The 13,584-nt window shown below is 62.7% G+C and carries 12 protein-coding genes; 7 read left to right on the top strand and 5 right to left on the bottom strand.

Features of this window, described 5'->3' with window-relative positions:
- Positions 1 to 15 precede the first annotated feature (15 nt).
- The gene (locus tag BH682_RS29495; RefSeq protein WP_058037559.1) at positions 16 to 957 is read right to left on the bottom strand and encodes an NAD-dependent epimerase/dehydratase family protein; all 942 of its coding nucleotides are present in this window, start codon (positions 955 to 957) and stop codon (positions 16 to 18) included.
- A gap of 134 nt (positions 958 to 1,091) precedes the next feature.
- On the opposite strand from BH682_RS29495, the gene BH682_RS29490 reads away from it, so the two are divergent.
- From BH682_RS29490 to BH682_RS29480, 3 genes are read left to right on the top strand one after another with little or no spacing between them, the layout of a single operon-like run.
- On the top strand, positions 1,092 to 1,787 hold the full coding sequence (locus BH682_RS29490) for a TetR/AcrR family transcriptional regulator (RefSeq protein ID WP_003942494.1): 696 nt from the start codon (positions 1,092 to 1,094) through the stop codon (positions 1,785 to 1,787).
- A 53-nt stretch (positions 1,788 to 1,840) separates the two neighbouring features.
- Positions 1,841 to 2,446: a YqgE/AlgH family protein gene (locus BH682_RS29485; RefSeq protein ID WP_003942572.1), complete on the top strand. Its 606-nt coding sequence runs from the start codon at positions 1,841 to 1,843 to the stop codon at positions 2,444 to 2,446.
- A gap of 55 nt (positions 2,447 to 2,501) precedes the next feature.
- Positions 2,502 to 2,720 carry a hypothetical protein gene (locus BH682_RS29480; RefSeq protein WP_007729106.1) on the top strand — a complete coding sequence of 73 codons (219 nt, stop codon included), beginning with the start codon at positions 2,502 to 2,504 and terminating at the stop codon, positions 2,718 to 2,720.
- Here the strand turns inward: BH682_RS29480 and BH682_RS29475 are convergent.
- Together BH682_RS29475 and BH682_RS29470 are read right to left on the bottom strand one after the other, a co-directional pair.
- Positions 2,713 to 3,693, bottom strand: coding sequence for a bile acid:sodium symporter family protein (locus BH682_RS29475; RefSeq protein ID WP_003942582.1), 981 nt, complete (start codon positions 3,691 to 3,693; stop codon positions 2,713 to 2,715). The two genes, BH682_RS29480 and BH682_RS29475, sit on opposite strands and share 8 nt — an antisense overlap.
- A 4-nt stretch (positions 3,694 to 3,697) precedes the next feature.
- The gene (locus tag BH682_RS29470; RefSeq protein ID WP_058037560.1) at positions 3,698 to 4,867 is read right to left on the bottom strand and encodes an MFS transporter; all 1,170 of its coding nucleotides are present in this window, start codon (positions 4,865 to 4,867) and stop codon (positions 3,698 to 3,700) included.
- Positions 4,868 to 5,029: 162 nt separating this feature from the next.
- Here BH682_RS29470 and BH682_RS29465 point away from each other — a divergent pair, with 162 nt between their 5' ends.
- The gene (locus BH682_RS29465; protein ID WP_058037561.1) at positions 5,030 to 5,725 is read left to right on the top strand and encodes a FadR/GntR family transcriptional regulator; all 696 of its coding nucleotides are present in this window, start codon (positions 5,030 to 5,032) and stop codon (positions 5,723 to 5,725) included.
- Here the strand turns inward: BH682_RS29465 and BH682_RS29460 are convergent.
- Both BH682_RS29460 and BH682_RS29455 read right to left on the bottom strand, forming a co-directional pair.
- Positions 5,694 to 6,653: a DUF1648 domain-containing protein gene (locus BH682_RS29460; RefSeq protein ID WP_223304392.1), complete on the bottom strand. Its 960-nt coding sequence runs from the start codon at positions 6,651 to 6,653 to the stop codon at positions 5,694 to 5,696. The genes BH682_RS29465 and BH682_RS29460 overlap by 32 nt on opposite strands.
- 5 nt (positions 6,654 to 6,658) lie before the next feature.
- Positions 6,659 to 7,153 (bottom strand): SdpI family protein, encoded by a 495-nt coding sequence (locus BH682_RS29455; RefSeq protein ID WP_030537477.1) that lies wholly within the window; start codon positions 7,151 to 7,153, stop codon positions 6,659 to 6,661.
- Between the two features lie 101 nt (positions 7,154 to 7,254).
- Between BH682_RS29455 and leuS the strand changes: the two genes are divergently transcribed.
- The 3 genes from leuS (at position 7,255) to BH682_RS29435 (ending at position 13,574) form a co-directional block, all read left to right on the top strand.
- Positions 7,255 to 10,101, top strand: coding sequence for a leucine--tRNA ligase (leuS, locus tag BH682_RS29450; protein ID WP_075835063.1), 2,847 nt, complete (start codon positions 7,255 to 7,257; stop codon positions 10,099 to 10,101).
- A 1,099-nt stretch (positions 10,102 to 11,200) separates the two neighbouring features.
- Positions 11,201 to 11,917, top strand: coding sequence for a DedA family protein (locus tag BH682_RS37360; protein WP_442971953.1), 717 nt, complete (start codon positions 11,201 to 11,203; stop codon positions 11,915 to 11,917).
- A gap of 151 nt (positions 11,918 to 12,068) precedes the next feature.
- A complete protein-coding gene (locus tag BH682_RS29435) occupies positions 12,069 to 13,574 on the top strand; it encodes an MFS transporter (RefSeq protein ID WP_058037563.1) in 1,506 nt (501 codons plus the stop codon).
- Positions 13,575 to 13,584 lie beyond the last annotated feature (10 nt).

Raw genomic sequence — 13,584 nt, 5'->3', positions numbered from 1 at the left:
CCCCCACCTGCAGGTTCAGGCAGCAGCGGCGCGAGCCTGTTCCGCGCGCCACCACGCGACGGTCTCTTCGGCGGCCTGATCGAGCGGCGTCGGCGAGAGTCCGAGCAGCACTTCGCTGGCACTCGAGTCCATGACGAACGGCTTGGTGAACTGGTAGTTCATCTCAGCGAGTTCGCGGCTGTCGGTGTTGATCTTGCCGACGGCGTCGAGCACCCAGGCGGGGAGTACACCCACCTTGGCGGGGGATGCCCCGGCGGCTCGGGCGAAGGCCTCGGCGATCTTGCGCTGAGTGAGCGCGGGGCCGGTGGGTGCGTGGAGGACGGAGTTCCAAAGTTCGGGGTTGTGTGCCGCCGCGATCATCGCTGCTGCGAGATCGGGGATGTAGGTGAAGGAGTGCGGCTGATCTGCGGAACCGATGACACGAATCTTCTTACCTGCCATGACTTTCGGAACCATGCGCTCGCCGGCGTGGGCGGTGCGGACGCGGGGACCGAAGAAGTCCGAGGCCACGACGCTGACGGTGGGTGTTGCAGAGGCCTCGCGAGCACGCAGCAGCGCGGTGCGCACGCCGCGCTTGCCACCGGTGGCGTTGCGTGGATCGGATTCGGTCATCAGGGTGTCGGAGTTGTAGGCGTAGAGGCTTTCGGGGAAGACCACGACGGCACCGATGGATGCGGCCGCGTCGAGCACAACCTCCTCGGCCGCCGGGAGTTCCCGCTCCCAATCGGCTGCGTTGTAAGCAGCGTGGATGCAGTGGTAGATGGCCGTGGCGCCCTCGCTGACCGAGCGAAGGGCCTCGGCATCCGAGACATCGACGCGTCGCCGGTCGATCAGCGGGTGCTCGGGCCCGCTGCCGGACCTGGTCAGGAGCCGGACGTTGATTCCCTGCTCGGCGAGCTGTAGTGCGACGGCGGATCCGACGGGTCCTGCTCCGGTGACGATTTCGAGGTTCGACATGGTGTGCTCCTTCTTGTTTCGAGTGAACTGAGAGCACTGCTCTCGTTTTCAAGAATGCACCTGCACCCGAGCGCTGTCAAGAGCAGTGCTCTCTTTTGTTGATACTGCTCTCGGTCATGGGGCAAGATGGACTCATGGTTGGAACTCCCCGCGAACGGGCGCGCGAACAGACGCTGCAGGACATCACCCGTATCGGACGCGAGCATCTTGCTGCCGTCGGCGCTGCCGCTTTGTCTCTGCGGGCCGTCGCGCGTGACCTGGGAGTCGTGTCCTCAGCGGTATACCGCTATGTCGCCAGTCGGGACGAACTGCTGACCTTGCTGGTGGTCGACGGGTACACGGAACTGGGCGCGGAAGTGGACGCCGCCGTGAATGCCGTTGCAGCAGAGGATTTTCGCGGACAGTTCATTGCTCTCGGGCGCGCCGTTCGGAGCTGGGCGATCCGGGAGCCGGCCCGCTACGGTCTGTTGTTCGGCAGCCCCGTCCCCGGCTACGACGCTCCGGGCGAGCAGACCACCGGCCCCGGCACCCTCGTCGTGACCCGGCTGATCGGGATCATCGACGCCGCCCATCGCGCGGGTTCACTGACGGTGCGAGAGGGTCCGGGCCTGAGTGACACGTTGGCAGCGGACCTCGAGGGAGTGCGGAATGAACTGGGTACCGACCTGCCGCCGGATGCCGCGGTGCGCGCAACTCTCGTCTGGGTATCGCTGTTCGGTTCGGTGAACTTCGAGGTGTTCGGGCAGTACGGAAGCGATACGTTCACCGACGCGAGCGAGATTTTCGAGCGGCATTTGGCACTACTTGCCGATGTGGCGGGTCTGACCTGAACACGCTTGTGTCTCGTTCCTCCGCGCGCAGTTGTCGGTGAGATGATGTCCTTGTGGCGCACGCAGAAGAACCCGAGGATCGAATGGCCTGGATAGAACCGGAGGTTCGTCCGGGCAGTTTGTTGGTGTCGTCGACCGATCTCACGGAACCCGCATTTCGCCGCACCGTCATCTACATGATCGAGCACAACGACGCCGGGAGCCTGGGCGTCGTCGTCAATCGGCCGAGTGAGACGGCCGTGCAGAACGTGTTGCCGCAGTGGTCACCGCTGACCGCGCATCCTTCGGCCCTGTACATCGGTGGACCAGTCAAGCGTGACTCGGCGCTTTGCCTGGGCATCGCTCGCAACGGTGCGCGGATCGACGGCGTCGCCGGTCTGCGGCGGGTGGACGGCAAGGTAGTCATGGTGGATCTGGACTCGGACCCGGAGGTCATTGCTCCTCTGGTCGAAGGGATCCGAATTTTTGCCGGGTACTCGGGTTGGACTCTGGGCCAGCTGGATTCGGAGCTCGAGCGTGAAGACTGGATGGTGATCAGCTCGCTGCCGTCGGATGTGCTGACGCCGCCCCGAGTCGATGTCTGGGCACGGGTGCTACGACGCCAGCCGCTACCCGTGGCGATGCTGGCCAGCCACCCCATCGAGGTGGAACGAAACTGACTTGTCGGAGGTCGATGATATTCCTGTGTCATCGTTTTCGAGAGAGGTGGCAGTAATGCTCGCTGAGCGTCAGATCCAGTGCGCGGATTGTGTTTCGGATGTCGATCACTGCCACGATTCTTTGCTGCGGCATGCCGACGGATCACTCGAATGCACCGGCGCGAACTGCCTCGACTTGGCATCGGTCCGCCATGCGCTGTCCATCGATTGTGCTGAACTGCAGGGCGGTTGCGGCTGCGTCGACGCGACCCGAGGCGAGTTGCTCGCTAGCTGACGCTGACCGGATCCCGATTCGCGAAGCGTTGCGCCATCGCAGCACAGACGATCAGTTGGATCTGATGGAAGATCATCAGCGGCAACACGATCAGGCCGACGGGCTGGCCCGCGAACAGTACAGCCGCCATCGGTAGGCCCGTTGCCAAGGACTTCTTCGACCCGCAGAAGATGATGACGATCTGATCGGGAAGATCGAACCCGAGCTTGCGCCCCGCGAGAGTGGTCACGCCGAGAACCAGCGCGAGAATCAGGCAGCACACGATTGTGAGGATCACGATCTGCCAGATCGTGATGGTGCTCCAGATCCCCTCTTTCATGCTTTCGCTGAAGGCGGCGAAGACAACGAGGAGGATCGATCCGCGATCGACGTACTTGGTGGGTTCGGCGTACTTCTGCAGCCATCCGATCACCAGCGGGCGGATCAGCTGACCGACGATGAACGGGATCAGCAACTGCACGACGATGTCGAGGATCGACGAGAAGTCGACCGTCGCCTGGCCGGTGGTGTTCATCAGCAGAACCACCAGCAGCGGTGTGACGAAGACGCCGATCAGGTTGGAGAACGACGCACTGACGATCGCGCCCGCGACATTCCCCTTGGCGATCGAGGTGAACGCGATCGAAGACTGAACCGTCGACGGAACCAGGCACATGTAGAGGATGCCGGTGTAGAGCTCGTCGCTGATCAGCGTCGGCGACAGGAATCGCAGTGCTAGGCCGATCAGTGGGAACAGCACGAACGTCGCGGCGAGGACGACGGTGTGCAGTCGCCAGTGCTTGACGCCCTTCCAGGCTTCCTGCGGCGAGAGTCGCGCGCCGTAGAGCAGGAACAAGAAGCCGATGGCGATCTTGGTGGCCCAGTTCAGAATGCTCTCCGCGGTACCCGATACCGGGAACACACTTCCGAGCACGCCGGCGATGATGATGCCGAGGATGAACCCGTCGATGTAGAACCTACTGAGAAACTTCACCTGGCTAAGGATAACGGCGAGCTTCAGCGGGCTCTCGAGCCCCACGAAGGTTGAAGCCCATCACCGCCAGGCACAGCAGCGTCCCGATGATCGACAGCTCGATGATGGCCGTCTGCATTCCCTGGAGGGTGATGGCGATACCCGCGATGATCGACGGGATCGCCAGTCCCGCGTAGCTGACGGTGAAGAACGCGGCCAGAACTCCGCCGTGGCTCTCGCGGGCGTGGGTCCGGGCGGCGGCGTTGACGCGCTTCATGCCGCCGGCAAACGCCAGACCGTGCCCGGCGCCGACCACGACGGTGATGACGCCAAGCAGCGCCAGGCTCGGGACGAGGTCGACCACGAGGAGGCCGATCATTCCCAGAGCGAGGATTCCCAGGCCGGCGGTGACGGACGTGCGCGGGTCCATGCGGCTTCCGCCGAGTTGCGCGACCACCGAGCAGATCATCACCAGTGCGGCCGCCCCGCCGCCGAGTAGAAGGTTGTCGATGTTCAGCAGGCTGGTCATCCACGACGGGACCACCGACTGGAAGAGCCCGACCGCGCCCCACGACAGCGCGACGGCGAGCGAGCTGAGCCAGAAAGTCTCGCGAATAGTGGCGGGAACATGTGGCATTTGGAAGAACCGCTTCGGGCGTGTGACGTCCCCGATCCGCGGAAGTAGCAGCAACACGATCAGTGCCGGGATGAACGCGACGAGGAAGATCAGATACGGCAACCGCAGCGGTTGTGGAAGGTACTGGGCGATTGCACCGGACACGAGTGGTCCGAGCGCACCGCCCAACGCGCCCGTCACCGTCGATACGAGCGCTGCTCGTCGGTGATCGAACTTCGGTTCCTGCTCCACCAATGCGGCGCTGCCCGCCGCACTGGCCGCGCCCACCGCGATTCCCTGGGCAATCCGGCCGACGAACAACCACACCGTCGCGTCGGCAAATGCCAGAACGAGCGTGCCGACGACGCTCAGAGCGAGTGCAGTAAGGAGCACGGTGCGTCGGCCGAGGGCGTCGGACAGCGGTCCGAAGAACAGCAATGCCGGAACGAGGCCGGCGACGTAGACGCCGTAGATCAGCGTCTGGATGGTGGGCGTGAATCCGAACTCGGTCCGGTACAGCCCGTAGACGGAGGTGGGCATGTTCGCGCCCAAGAGGATCACGGTGAGGACGTAGCCCACGCCGTAGAAGTGTCGATTGGTGCGGCGTGTGCGTTCTTCGGTGGCGACAGCTGTGGCGGACGTGGGAAGCCCCTCCTGAAGACAAAGTGCGAAAATACATGGGTCGTCCTACGTATCGTAGGTGAGTGGAATGATCGCCGCTAATGCTGTGAGGATGAGCTGATGACCGTTGTTCGCAAAGAGTCCGCGTACGAGCAATCCCTCGACTGGATGCGCACGCAGATCTCCGACGGCGTCTGGACAGTGGGCAATCGTGTTCCGACCGAGCCGGAGCTGATGAGTGTTCTCGGCGTCGGCCGGAACACCGTGCGCGAAGCGATCAAGACATTGACCTCGACGGGAGTTCTCGAGATCCGTCGCGGATCAGGGACCTTCGTGCGCGCTCGGACCGACATCGGCGGACTGCTCGGCAAACACGCGTCCGTCGACGAGATGAAATACGTCTTCGAAGTGCGTCGTGCGCTCGAGATGGAAGCGGTCCGGTTGGCGTGTGAGCGTCGCAGCGACGACGACGTTCGGATACTTCGTGAACTGGCCGCCAAGCGTGATGTCCCAGCGGAGAACTTCGTCGACGTCGATCTCGCGTTTCACATTGCCGTTGTCGATGCCGCCCACAATCCCGTGCTGAAAGATCTGTTTGCCGGAATCCTCGAAACAGTTCGAGCCACCTACGAGGTGACCGAAGGGGTGCATCCGCCGTCGCTGACGTCTTCGCATCATCGGGGAGTTGCCGAAGCCATCGCCGAACGCGATGTCACCAAAGCCAGGGCTGCTGCGTGTGGGTATCTCGAGAAGACTCAGGAAGCGATCGGTTCAGGCTCGGCGGTTAGCGAGTCCGGGCGTCGGCCAATCGATTGAGTGACCCGGCGATGTCTTCGGCTTCGGGTGTCGTGATCGTGAGTCGGTCGCCACAAGCGAACGTGATGACCACCGCTGGTCCGGTGCGGGTGACGACGCCGTAGTTGCGACGACCCTTGGTCTTGAGTCCCCAGCCGCCGAAGTCCGCGAACGGTTTGATCTCCGCGATGTCAGCTCCGACAACTTCGTCGATGTCGTAGGTCATCGCAGCCATCCCCATGTTGATCACCCGGATCTCCCGTTCGTCGACGATCACCCGGAAGCGAACCAAGCTGACGACAAGCAGGCCGAGTGCCCCGAAGATGAACAGCGGCCAGAGTGACCGCGTCGCCAACGCCATGACGACTCCGGGCGACAGAGTGATCGCAGCGAGGATCACCGACCCCTTGGTGCTGAATCCGACGTCGTCGGAGATGGGGAGAGCGCAGCGGCTTCGCGGCAACCCGGCCGAGGGTTCGATCGTGGCAAGAGTGCGGACGCGGTAGTCACGCAGGAACGAGGCGCCGATCCACCCCAACACCCCGCCGATGACAAAGCCGACACCGATAGACCACAGCGGGAGTGACGTCGTAGATGGATCAGTGACATCGAGTTGGGTGTAGAGCAAAGCGAAGTTCACTGTCGTGATGAGCCCGACCACGCTCAGCCCGACAACCAACATGAATCGGCGCATCATCAGCATCGCGGGAGCAAGAGCAGCAATCGCACTCAGGCCGCCACCGAAGAGCAGCGTCAGAAGTGCAATGGTCCAGGCGTTGGCCGACGGGGTGGAGAATCCGTCCGGCGAGGTGGTGGTCCAGTGAGTCGCGATCTGTTCCGGGAGGCGGGGCTCCCAAATTTTTGTCAGGACGAAGCCGAAGACCGCACACAACAGCGGAACGACTAGCCCGAATACGACCCCGGCCGGGTCGACCACGCGATGTTTCACGTGAATCAATGAGCCGGCTGGCAAGCATCCTTGAGCGCGCAGGCACCGCAGGAAGCGGTACCGCAAGCGGCAGCGTTCGCCTTGGCCTCGGGGGTCTCCGCCACCGGCTCGTCTGCGGCAGGCTCGGAGTGTCCGCCGCAGTTGCAGTCGTTACCGCATCCGCTCTGCTGCGGGAGTGCGGCGGCAGCACGGGCACCGATGCCTCCACCGAAACCGGCGGTGAGGACGGCGACGACGACGGCGATGATCGCGACTGCGACGCCGAAGACTCCGCCGATGGTCAGTGCTGCGACTCCGCCGATGACCAACATTCCAGCGGCCGCGAGCATGGTCGGACCGGCCACCTTGTTGGCGAGGGCGAACGACTCCTCGCTCCGCAGGGAATCCTCGGTGCGGACACCGGCCCAGCGGTTGCGCGGGAGTTTGCCGATCAGACCGGCGACAGCAACTCCACCGACGGCGACAGCGAGCACGAATAGCACCACAGCGACAACGATCACCCATACAGGATAGGCGCGAGTGGAGTTGATGGTATGCCCGGGTCGTGCAGGCTCTACCCTGGTTATCGGTATTTCCGTCAGCCAAGTAGATAGCGACCACAGTGACCGAGTCTCCGCAGTCCCCCGATTCACCAGCCGACGCAACTCCGCAGCACCGCTACACCGCGGAGCTCGCCGGCCAGATCGAGCAGCACTGGCAGGACCGCTGGAGTGAGGAAGGCACGTTCAACGCGCCCAATCCGGTCGGTCCGCTCTCCTCGCCCGACGGTGTTCCCGCCGACAAGCTCTTCGTGCAGGACATGTTCCCGTACCCCTCGGGTTCGGGCCTGCATGTCGGTCACCCGCTCGGATACATCGCTACGGACGTCTTCGCGCGCTTCCATCGCATGCAGGGGCGCAATGTCCTGCACACCCTCGGTTACGACGCCTTCGGTCTCCCGGCCGAGCAGTACGCCGTGCAGACGGGTACCCACCCACGGACCACCACCGAGTCCAACATCGCCAACATGAAGCGCCAGCTGCGACGCCTGGGTCTGGGCCACGACGAGCGTCGTAGTCTCGCGACGACGGATGTCGACTTCTACCACTGGACGCAGTGGATCTTCCTGCAGATCCATGGCGCCTGGTACGACAAGGAAGCCGGCAAGGCGCGTCGTATCTCCGAGTTGGAAGCCGAGTTCGATTCCGGTGAGCGCGCTCTGGAAGACGGACGCGAGTGGGCTTCGTTGGACGTGGCCGCGAAGGCCAAGGTTCTGGACTCGTACCGCCTTGTCTACCAGTCGGATTCGATGGTCAACTGGTGCCCCGGTTTGGGTACCGTCCTGGCCAACGAGGAAGTCACCGCCGACGGTCGTAGTGACCGCGGAAACTTCCCAGTCTTCCGTAAGCATCTCCAGCAGTGGATGATGCGCATCACCGCGTACTCCGATCGCCTGGTCGACGACCTCGAGTACTTGGATTGGCCGGACAAGGTCAAGGCCATGCAGCGCAACTGGATCGGACGCTCGTACGGTGCCGAAGTTACCTTTGCTGCAGGCGAGTACGGCGTCGATGTGTTCACTACCCGTCCGGACACGCTGTTCGGCGCCACCTACGTGACGCTGGCTCCTGAGCACGACTTGGTGGACAAGCTCGTCGCGGACGAGTGGCCCGAAGGTGTCGACGCGCGCTGGACTGGCGGTGCCACGACTCCGGCGGAAGCTGTTGCTGCATACCGTAAGTCGATTGCCGCCAAGACCGACCTGGAGCGCCAGGAAAACAAGGAGAAGACGGGCGTCTTCCTCGGTTCCTACGCCGTCAATCCGGTCAACGGACACAAGGTTCCGATCTTCATCGCCGACTACGTTCTGACGGGTTACGGCACCGGTGCGATCATGGCAGTTCCGGGACACGATCACCGTGACTGGGAGTTCGCGAACGCGTTCGGTCTGGATATTCTCGAAGTTATTGCCGGTGGCAATGTTTCGGAGGCTGCGTACTCCGGTGACGGCCCGCTGGTGAACTCCGACTACCTCGACGGGCTGGACGTTGCCGAGGCCAAGGCGACCGTCATCAGTCGCCTCGAGGAGAGCGGCCAGGGCAGGGGCACCATCCAGTACAAGCTGCGCGACTGGCTTTTCGCGCGTCAGCGTTACTGGGGCGAGCCTTTCCCGATCGTCTACGACGCGGACGGCAACGCACACGCTCTGCCGGATTCGGCTCTGCCCGTGGTGCTTCCGGAGGTCGAGGACTACGCACCCGTGTCCTTCGATCCGGACGACGCCAACTCCGAGCCCTCTCCCCCGCTGAACAAGGCGACCGACTGGGTCAACGTCGAGCTCGATCTCGGTGACGGTCTGCAGACCTACCACCGCGACACCAACGTCATGCCGCAGTGGGCAGGTAGCTCGTGGTACCAGCTGCGCTACATCGACCCCACCAACCAGGACGCCTTCTGCGACCCGCAGAACGAGGCGTACTGGACGGGCCCGCGTCCGGAACTGCACGGCCCCAACGATCCCGGTGGAGTCGACCTGTACGTCGGCGGCGTCGAGCACGCAGTGCTGCATCTGCTGTACTCGCGCTTCTGGCACAAGGTTCTGTTCGACCTGGGCTACGTGTCCTCGAGCGAGCCGTACCGCCGCCTGTACAACCAGGGCTACATCCAGGCATTCGCGTACACCGATGCCCGCGGCGTCTACGTGCCGGCGGAAGAGGTCGTCGAGCGTGACGGCAAGTTCTTCTACGAAGGCGCCGAGGTCAACCGCGAGTACGGCAAGATGGGCAAGAGCCTGAAGAATGCCGTTGCGCCGGACGAGATCTGCGCCGAGTTCGGTGCAGACACTCTGCGTGTGTACGAAATGTCGATGGGTCCGCTGGACACCTCGCGTCCGTGGGCTACCAAGGACGTCGTCGGTGCTGCGCGATTCCTGCAGCGAGTGTGGCGCGTCGTCATCGACGAGGAGACCGGCAAGCCCCGTGTCACCGACGAAGCTCCTGGTGAAGAGACTTTGCGTGCGCTCAACAAGGCGATTTCCGGTGTCATCGAGGATTACACGGCGCTGCGCGACAACACGGCCGCCGCGAAGCTGATCGAGTACAACAACCACCTCACCAAGGCGTTCCCGGGCGGTGCGCCGCGTGCTGCTGTCGAGCCGCTGGTGCTGATGCTCGCTCCCCTGGCGCCGCACCTCGCGGAAGAGCTGTGGTCGCGTCTGGGTCACACGGAATCCCTTGCGCACGGACCCTTCCCGGCAGTCGAGGAGAAGTGGCTCGTCGAGGATACCGTCGAGTACCCGATCCAGGTCAACGGCAAGGTTCGTAGCCGCATCAGCGTCCCGGCGGATGCCGATCGCAAGGCTGTCGAAGAGATTGCGCTGGCCGACGAGAAGATCGTCGCTCTGCTCGAGGGCAACGCACCCCGCAAGGTGATCGTTGTGCCGGGCAAGATGGTGAACATAGTTCTGTAGGGCCTTCGGCCCCTGTGCGCCGTTTTGGTAGTTACCGCTACCGAAACGGCGCACAGTCGCATCTGGGTGCGTATCTGGGCGCCACAGATGTGCTGCCAGTCTTCACAGGCGTCGTGGGTGATCGCCCGGATCGAATCTCCGATCCAGTTTCCGATTCAAGCTGCGATCTTCGAACAATCTGAATACTCCACTTGGAGAACGAGTGTCATCGCTTCGCGGCACGCGAACACCACCTCACTTCGATCTGTTCAAGCAGGGGAGCGCCGGGTATTACGGAGTCACTATTGATGAATTATATTGTGACCCTTAGGCGATGCCCTGAGAGAGTGTTTCAATCCCTTAGGTATCGGCCCTTAGGGGCAAGCCCCGAGCGAATCGTGTGAATTTCAACCCCAGGGGACGATGTGGGCGCGGCTCGTTCTGAGGATTGTTGACGCGATGACATCGAACCAGAACATAAGTTGGCAATTCACTAAAGCTGTTCTCCGGAAGCCGTTTACCATGGGCGCGGTCGCGCCGAGTTCTCCCTCCGTCGCAGCGGAACTGGCGGCGGTCGTACCAGCGGTCGGCGCGCCTGTGATCGTCGAGTTGGGTCCGGGGACAGGTTCTGTCTCGGACGCCATCTCCTCACGAATACCGAGGAGCGGCCGTCATATCGCGGTCGAGGTTGATCGTGAACTGGTGAGGCATCTGTGTCGGACGAGGCCAAGCATCGAGGCGATTTGGGGCGACGCCTGTGATCTGATCGCCCTGTTGAAATCCGCTGGAGTAGAACGCGTTGACGCAATCGTCTGTGCGCTCCCGTGGTCGCTCATCGATCTCGGAAAGCAGTGTCTGATTCTGGATCAAATTGCGACCCTGCTCACGGATGGCGGGCAGGCGAGCCTTCTCGCTTACCCCCACGCGCGCTGGCTACCGAGAGCCCAGGGATTCCGAATTGCACTGAACGAAAAGTTCACCGACGTCTCGTGTGGACCGGTTATTTGGCGTAACGCACCGCCGGCGGTTGTGTACCGATGTGGGCAGCCGATGACTCGTGCGAATTTCTGCTGACCTCTTGACCGGGCTGCCCCCGGTTTGGTTGCTCGCGGCGGGTGGGATGCTGATCATGGCGGAAGTGGGCACGTTGGTCGGGATCATTCTTCCTGGTGTGACGGCGGTCCTTGCTTTCGGGTATCTCGGAAGTACGGGTGCCGTTCACCCAGTCGCAGCGTGTCTTGTCGCGATCGCCGGTGAAATTGCCGGAGGGCATATTGCCTACGTGCGAGGCCGACGTGCTCGCCGGTTCAGGAGAGTGAGTCCACTCGCGGGAACGGGAGCCCGTGGGGCCGACCGGTCGCGGGCATGGTCGCGGTTGATGGAACTCTCTCAATCGATGGAGTTACGGGCTCTGAGCCTGGTGGAACGGCATGGCGCTGCAGCGATTGTTCTGTGTCAGTGGATGGCTGGAGTCCGGACCGTAACACCGCGTCTGGTGGGATCCGTCGGGACGAGCTATCGGAGGTTTGCCGTTGCGCAAGTGCCGTCTGCGATGGCCTGGGTGTGCACGTGGATGTCAGTCGGGGCAGTAGCTGGAGCGGCGTACGAGCGCGTAGCTGCAGGAGTGGGGGTAGTCGGACTGCTGGCGCTGGCGTTGACATTTCTGTCTGTGGTGGTGTGGGCAAGCGTGAGTCACTGCTTTTCAGCCCGGGTTAATCGCGCGTCGACTCCGCAGAGTAGTTGCCTTTGCTCACAATCGAACCGCCGCAGTCCTTTTGGTGCACCGTCGCCAATCAGTCGTTGTCCTGATTGTCCCGCTCCGCGGAACATTCTGTAGCGCGCGGTCGACGCGAGGGCTGTGATGCAGGTAACACGTTACCGAGATCGGTAGCTGTCGTTCCATTGCACTTCCCGGCTAGGCCCCCGTCGACGGTATTCGACAGAGGGTCAATCGAATTCGTAGGTGTTCCCGAAAGGATCTTCCAGCCATGGCGTCTCATGTCCACAGCGACGGTTCGTCTCCCAGTTTGCCCGAACCGACATCGATACCGGAGCGGTGGACTCCGCGACTGGTGTTCTCCCTGGCGTCGATTGTTCTACTTCTCGAGATGCTCGCAGTGAGCTACATGATGATCTCCACTGCTCTCCCTGCGATCTCGGTGCACTATCAAACGACGCAGGGAGCTTGGCTGCTCACGTCGTTCTTGCTGCTGGGGGCGGTCGCGTCTCCTCTGCTCGGCAAGCTCGCCGACATGTACGGCAAACGAAAAGTCCTGCTCTTGGCTGTCGCCGGCGCGGCGGTCGGATCCTTCATTTCGGCGATAGCGCCGAGCTACGCGATCCTGATTCTGGGCCGGTCGCTGACGGGTCTGCTGGTTCCCTGCCTGTTCCTGAGTTACTCCCTCATTCGAGATGTTTTTCCGCCGAAAACTGTTGCCTTGGCCGTCAGTATCGCGACTTCCGGTATGGGTTTGATTGCGATCCCGGCGCCGTTCCTCACCGGTTGGTTGATCGACAACCACGGGTTCCGGAGCATCTTCTGGTTCTTTGTCGTCGGGCTGGTTCTCCTCGGCGGCATGATCTTCGCTTCGACGGCGGAATCAACTGTCCGACTTCGCTCTTCGCTGGACCTGATCGGTGCGGTACTGCTCGGGTCGGGCATCGCCGGAATTCTGATCGGCGTCAGCTTCGGACCGACCTGGGGCTGGAAGAACGGTTCGACACTGGCCTACCTGATCGGCGGCGTCGCACTGTTGGTGGCTTGGGTTGCCTCTGCCCGAGCCATCCGCGAGCCCTTGATCGACCTGCGCTACTTCGGCAAGCGTTCGGTGATGCTCACCGCCGTCGGTGCCGGGTTCTGCTACGGCGCGTCGGGAGTCTTCACGATCTTGCTGCCGATGATGGTGATGACCCCAGCAGTTCTCGGCCTGGGATACGGATTCGGCGTGACGGCAGAGGGATTCGCGATCTTCCAGGCGCCCCTTGGCGGCATGGTGGTGGTCGGTGGTTTGATCGTGGGCTTCCTCGTGGGGCGCAACATCCGGCCCCGTCTGCTGATGATCATCGGAATGATACTCATGGCAGTCGGATTCACGTTGACGGCCACCATTCACGACAACAAGCCTCTGCTCATCATCTTTGCCGGAATCTTCGGTGTCGGTATGGGTATGGGCTACGCCTCCATCCCGAACCTGCTCATCGAGGCAGTGCCGCCGCAGTTGCAGGCAACCACGGCGAGCATGGTTGCGGTCTTTCAGAGCATCTTCCCCGCAGTGCTTCCCGTCATCGCCTTCACGGTCTTGAACTCGCACATCGCGATGGCGATGGAGGGCGCTGTGTTCTACACCGACGAGGGCATGCGTATCGCGTTCCTGATCGGTGCTGCTGCAGCAGTTCTCGGCGCGATCGCAGCCGTGTTCCTGCCTCGAAACATCGTCCAGATCGGCGCAGAAGACGGTGTGCAGCAGGAGACGTCCCTCCTCCCTGCTCACTGATCTCACGATG

Origin of the sequence: Rhodococcus sp. YL-1 (assembly GCF_001942025.1) — a bacterium.
Taxonomy (GTDB): domain Bacteria; phylum Actinomycetota; class Actinomycetes; order Mycobacteriales; family Mycobacteriaceae; genus Rhodococcus_F; species Rhodococcus_F qingshengii.
Note: the sequence above shows the minus strand (reverse complement) of the source record. Positions and strands in the feature narration are given on the sequence as shown.

Excerpts from the sequence above, each read along its gene's own strand:
- BH682_RS29465 (WP_058037561.1), top strand. The coding sequence starts at position 5,030 with ATGACCGTTGTTCGCAAAGAGTCCGCGTACGAGCAATCCCTCGACTGG.
- BH682_RS29480 (WP_007729106.1), top strand. The coding sequence starts at position 2,502 with ATGCTCGCTGAGCGTCAGATCCAGTGCGCGGATTGTGTTTCGGATGTC.
- BH682_RS29435 (WP_058037563.1), top strand. The coding sequence starts at position 12,069 with ATGGCGTCTCATGTCCACAGCGACGGTTCGTCTCCCAGTTTGCCCGAA.
- BH682_RS37360 (WP_442971953.1), top strand. The coding sequence starts at position 11,201 with ATGCTGATCATGGCGGAAGTGGGCACGTTGGTCGGGATCATTCTTCCT.
- BH682_RS29495 (WP_058037559.1), bottom strand. The coding sequence starts at position 957 with ATGTCGAACCTCGAAATCGTCACCGGAGCAGGACCCGTCGGATCCGCC.
- BH682_RS29490 (WP_003942494.1), top strand. The coding sequence starts at position 1,092 with ATGGTTGGAACTCCCCGCGAACGGGCGCGCGAACAGACGCTGCAGGAC.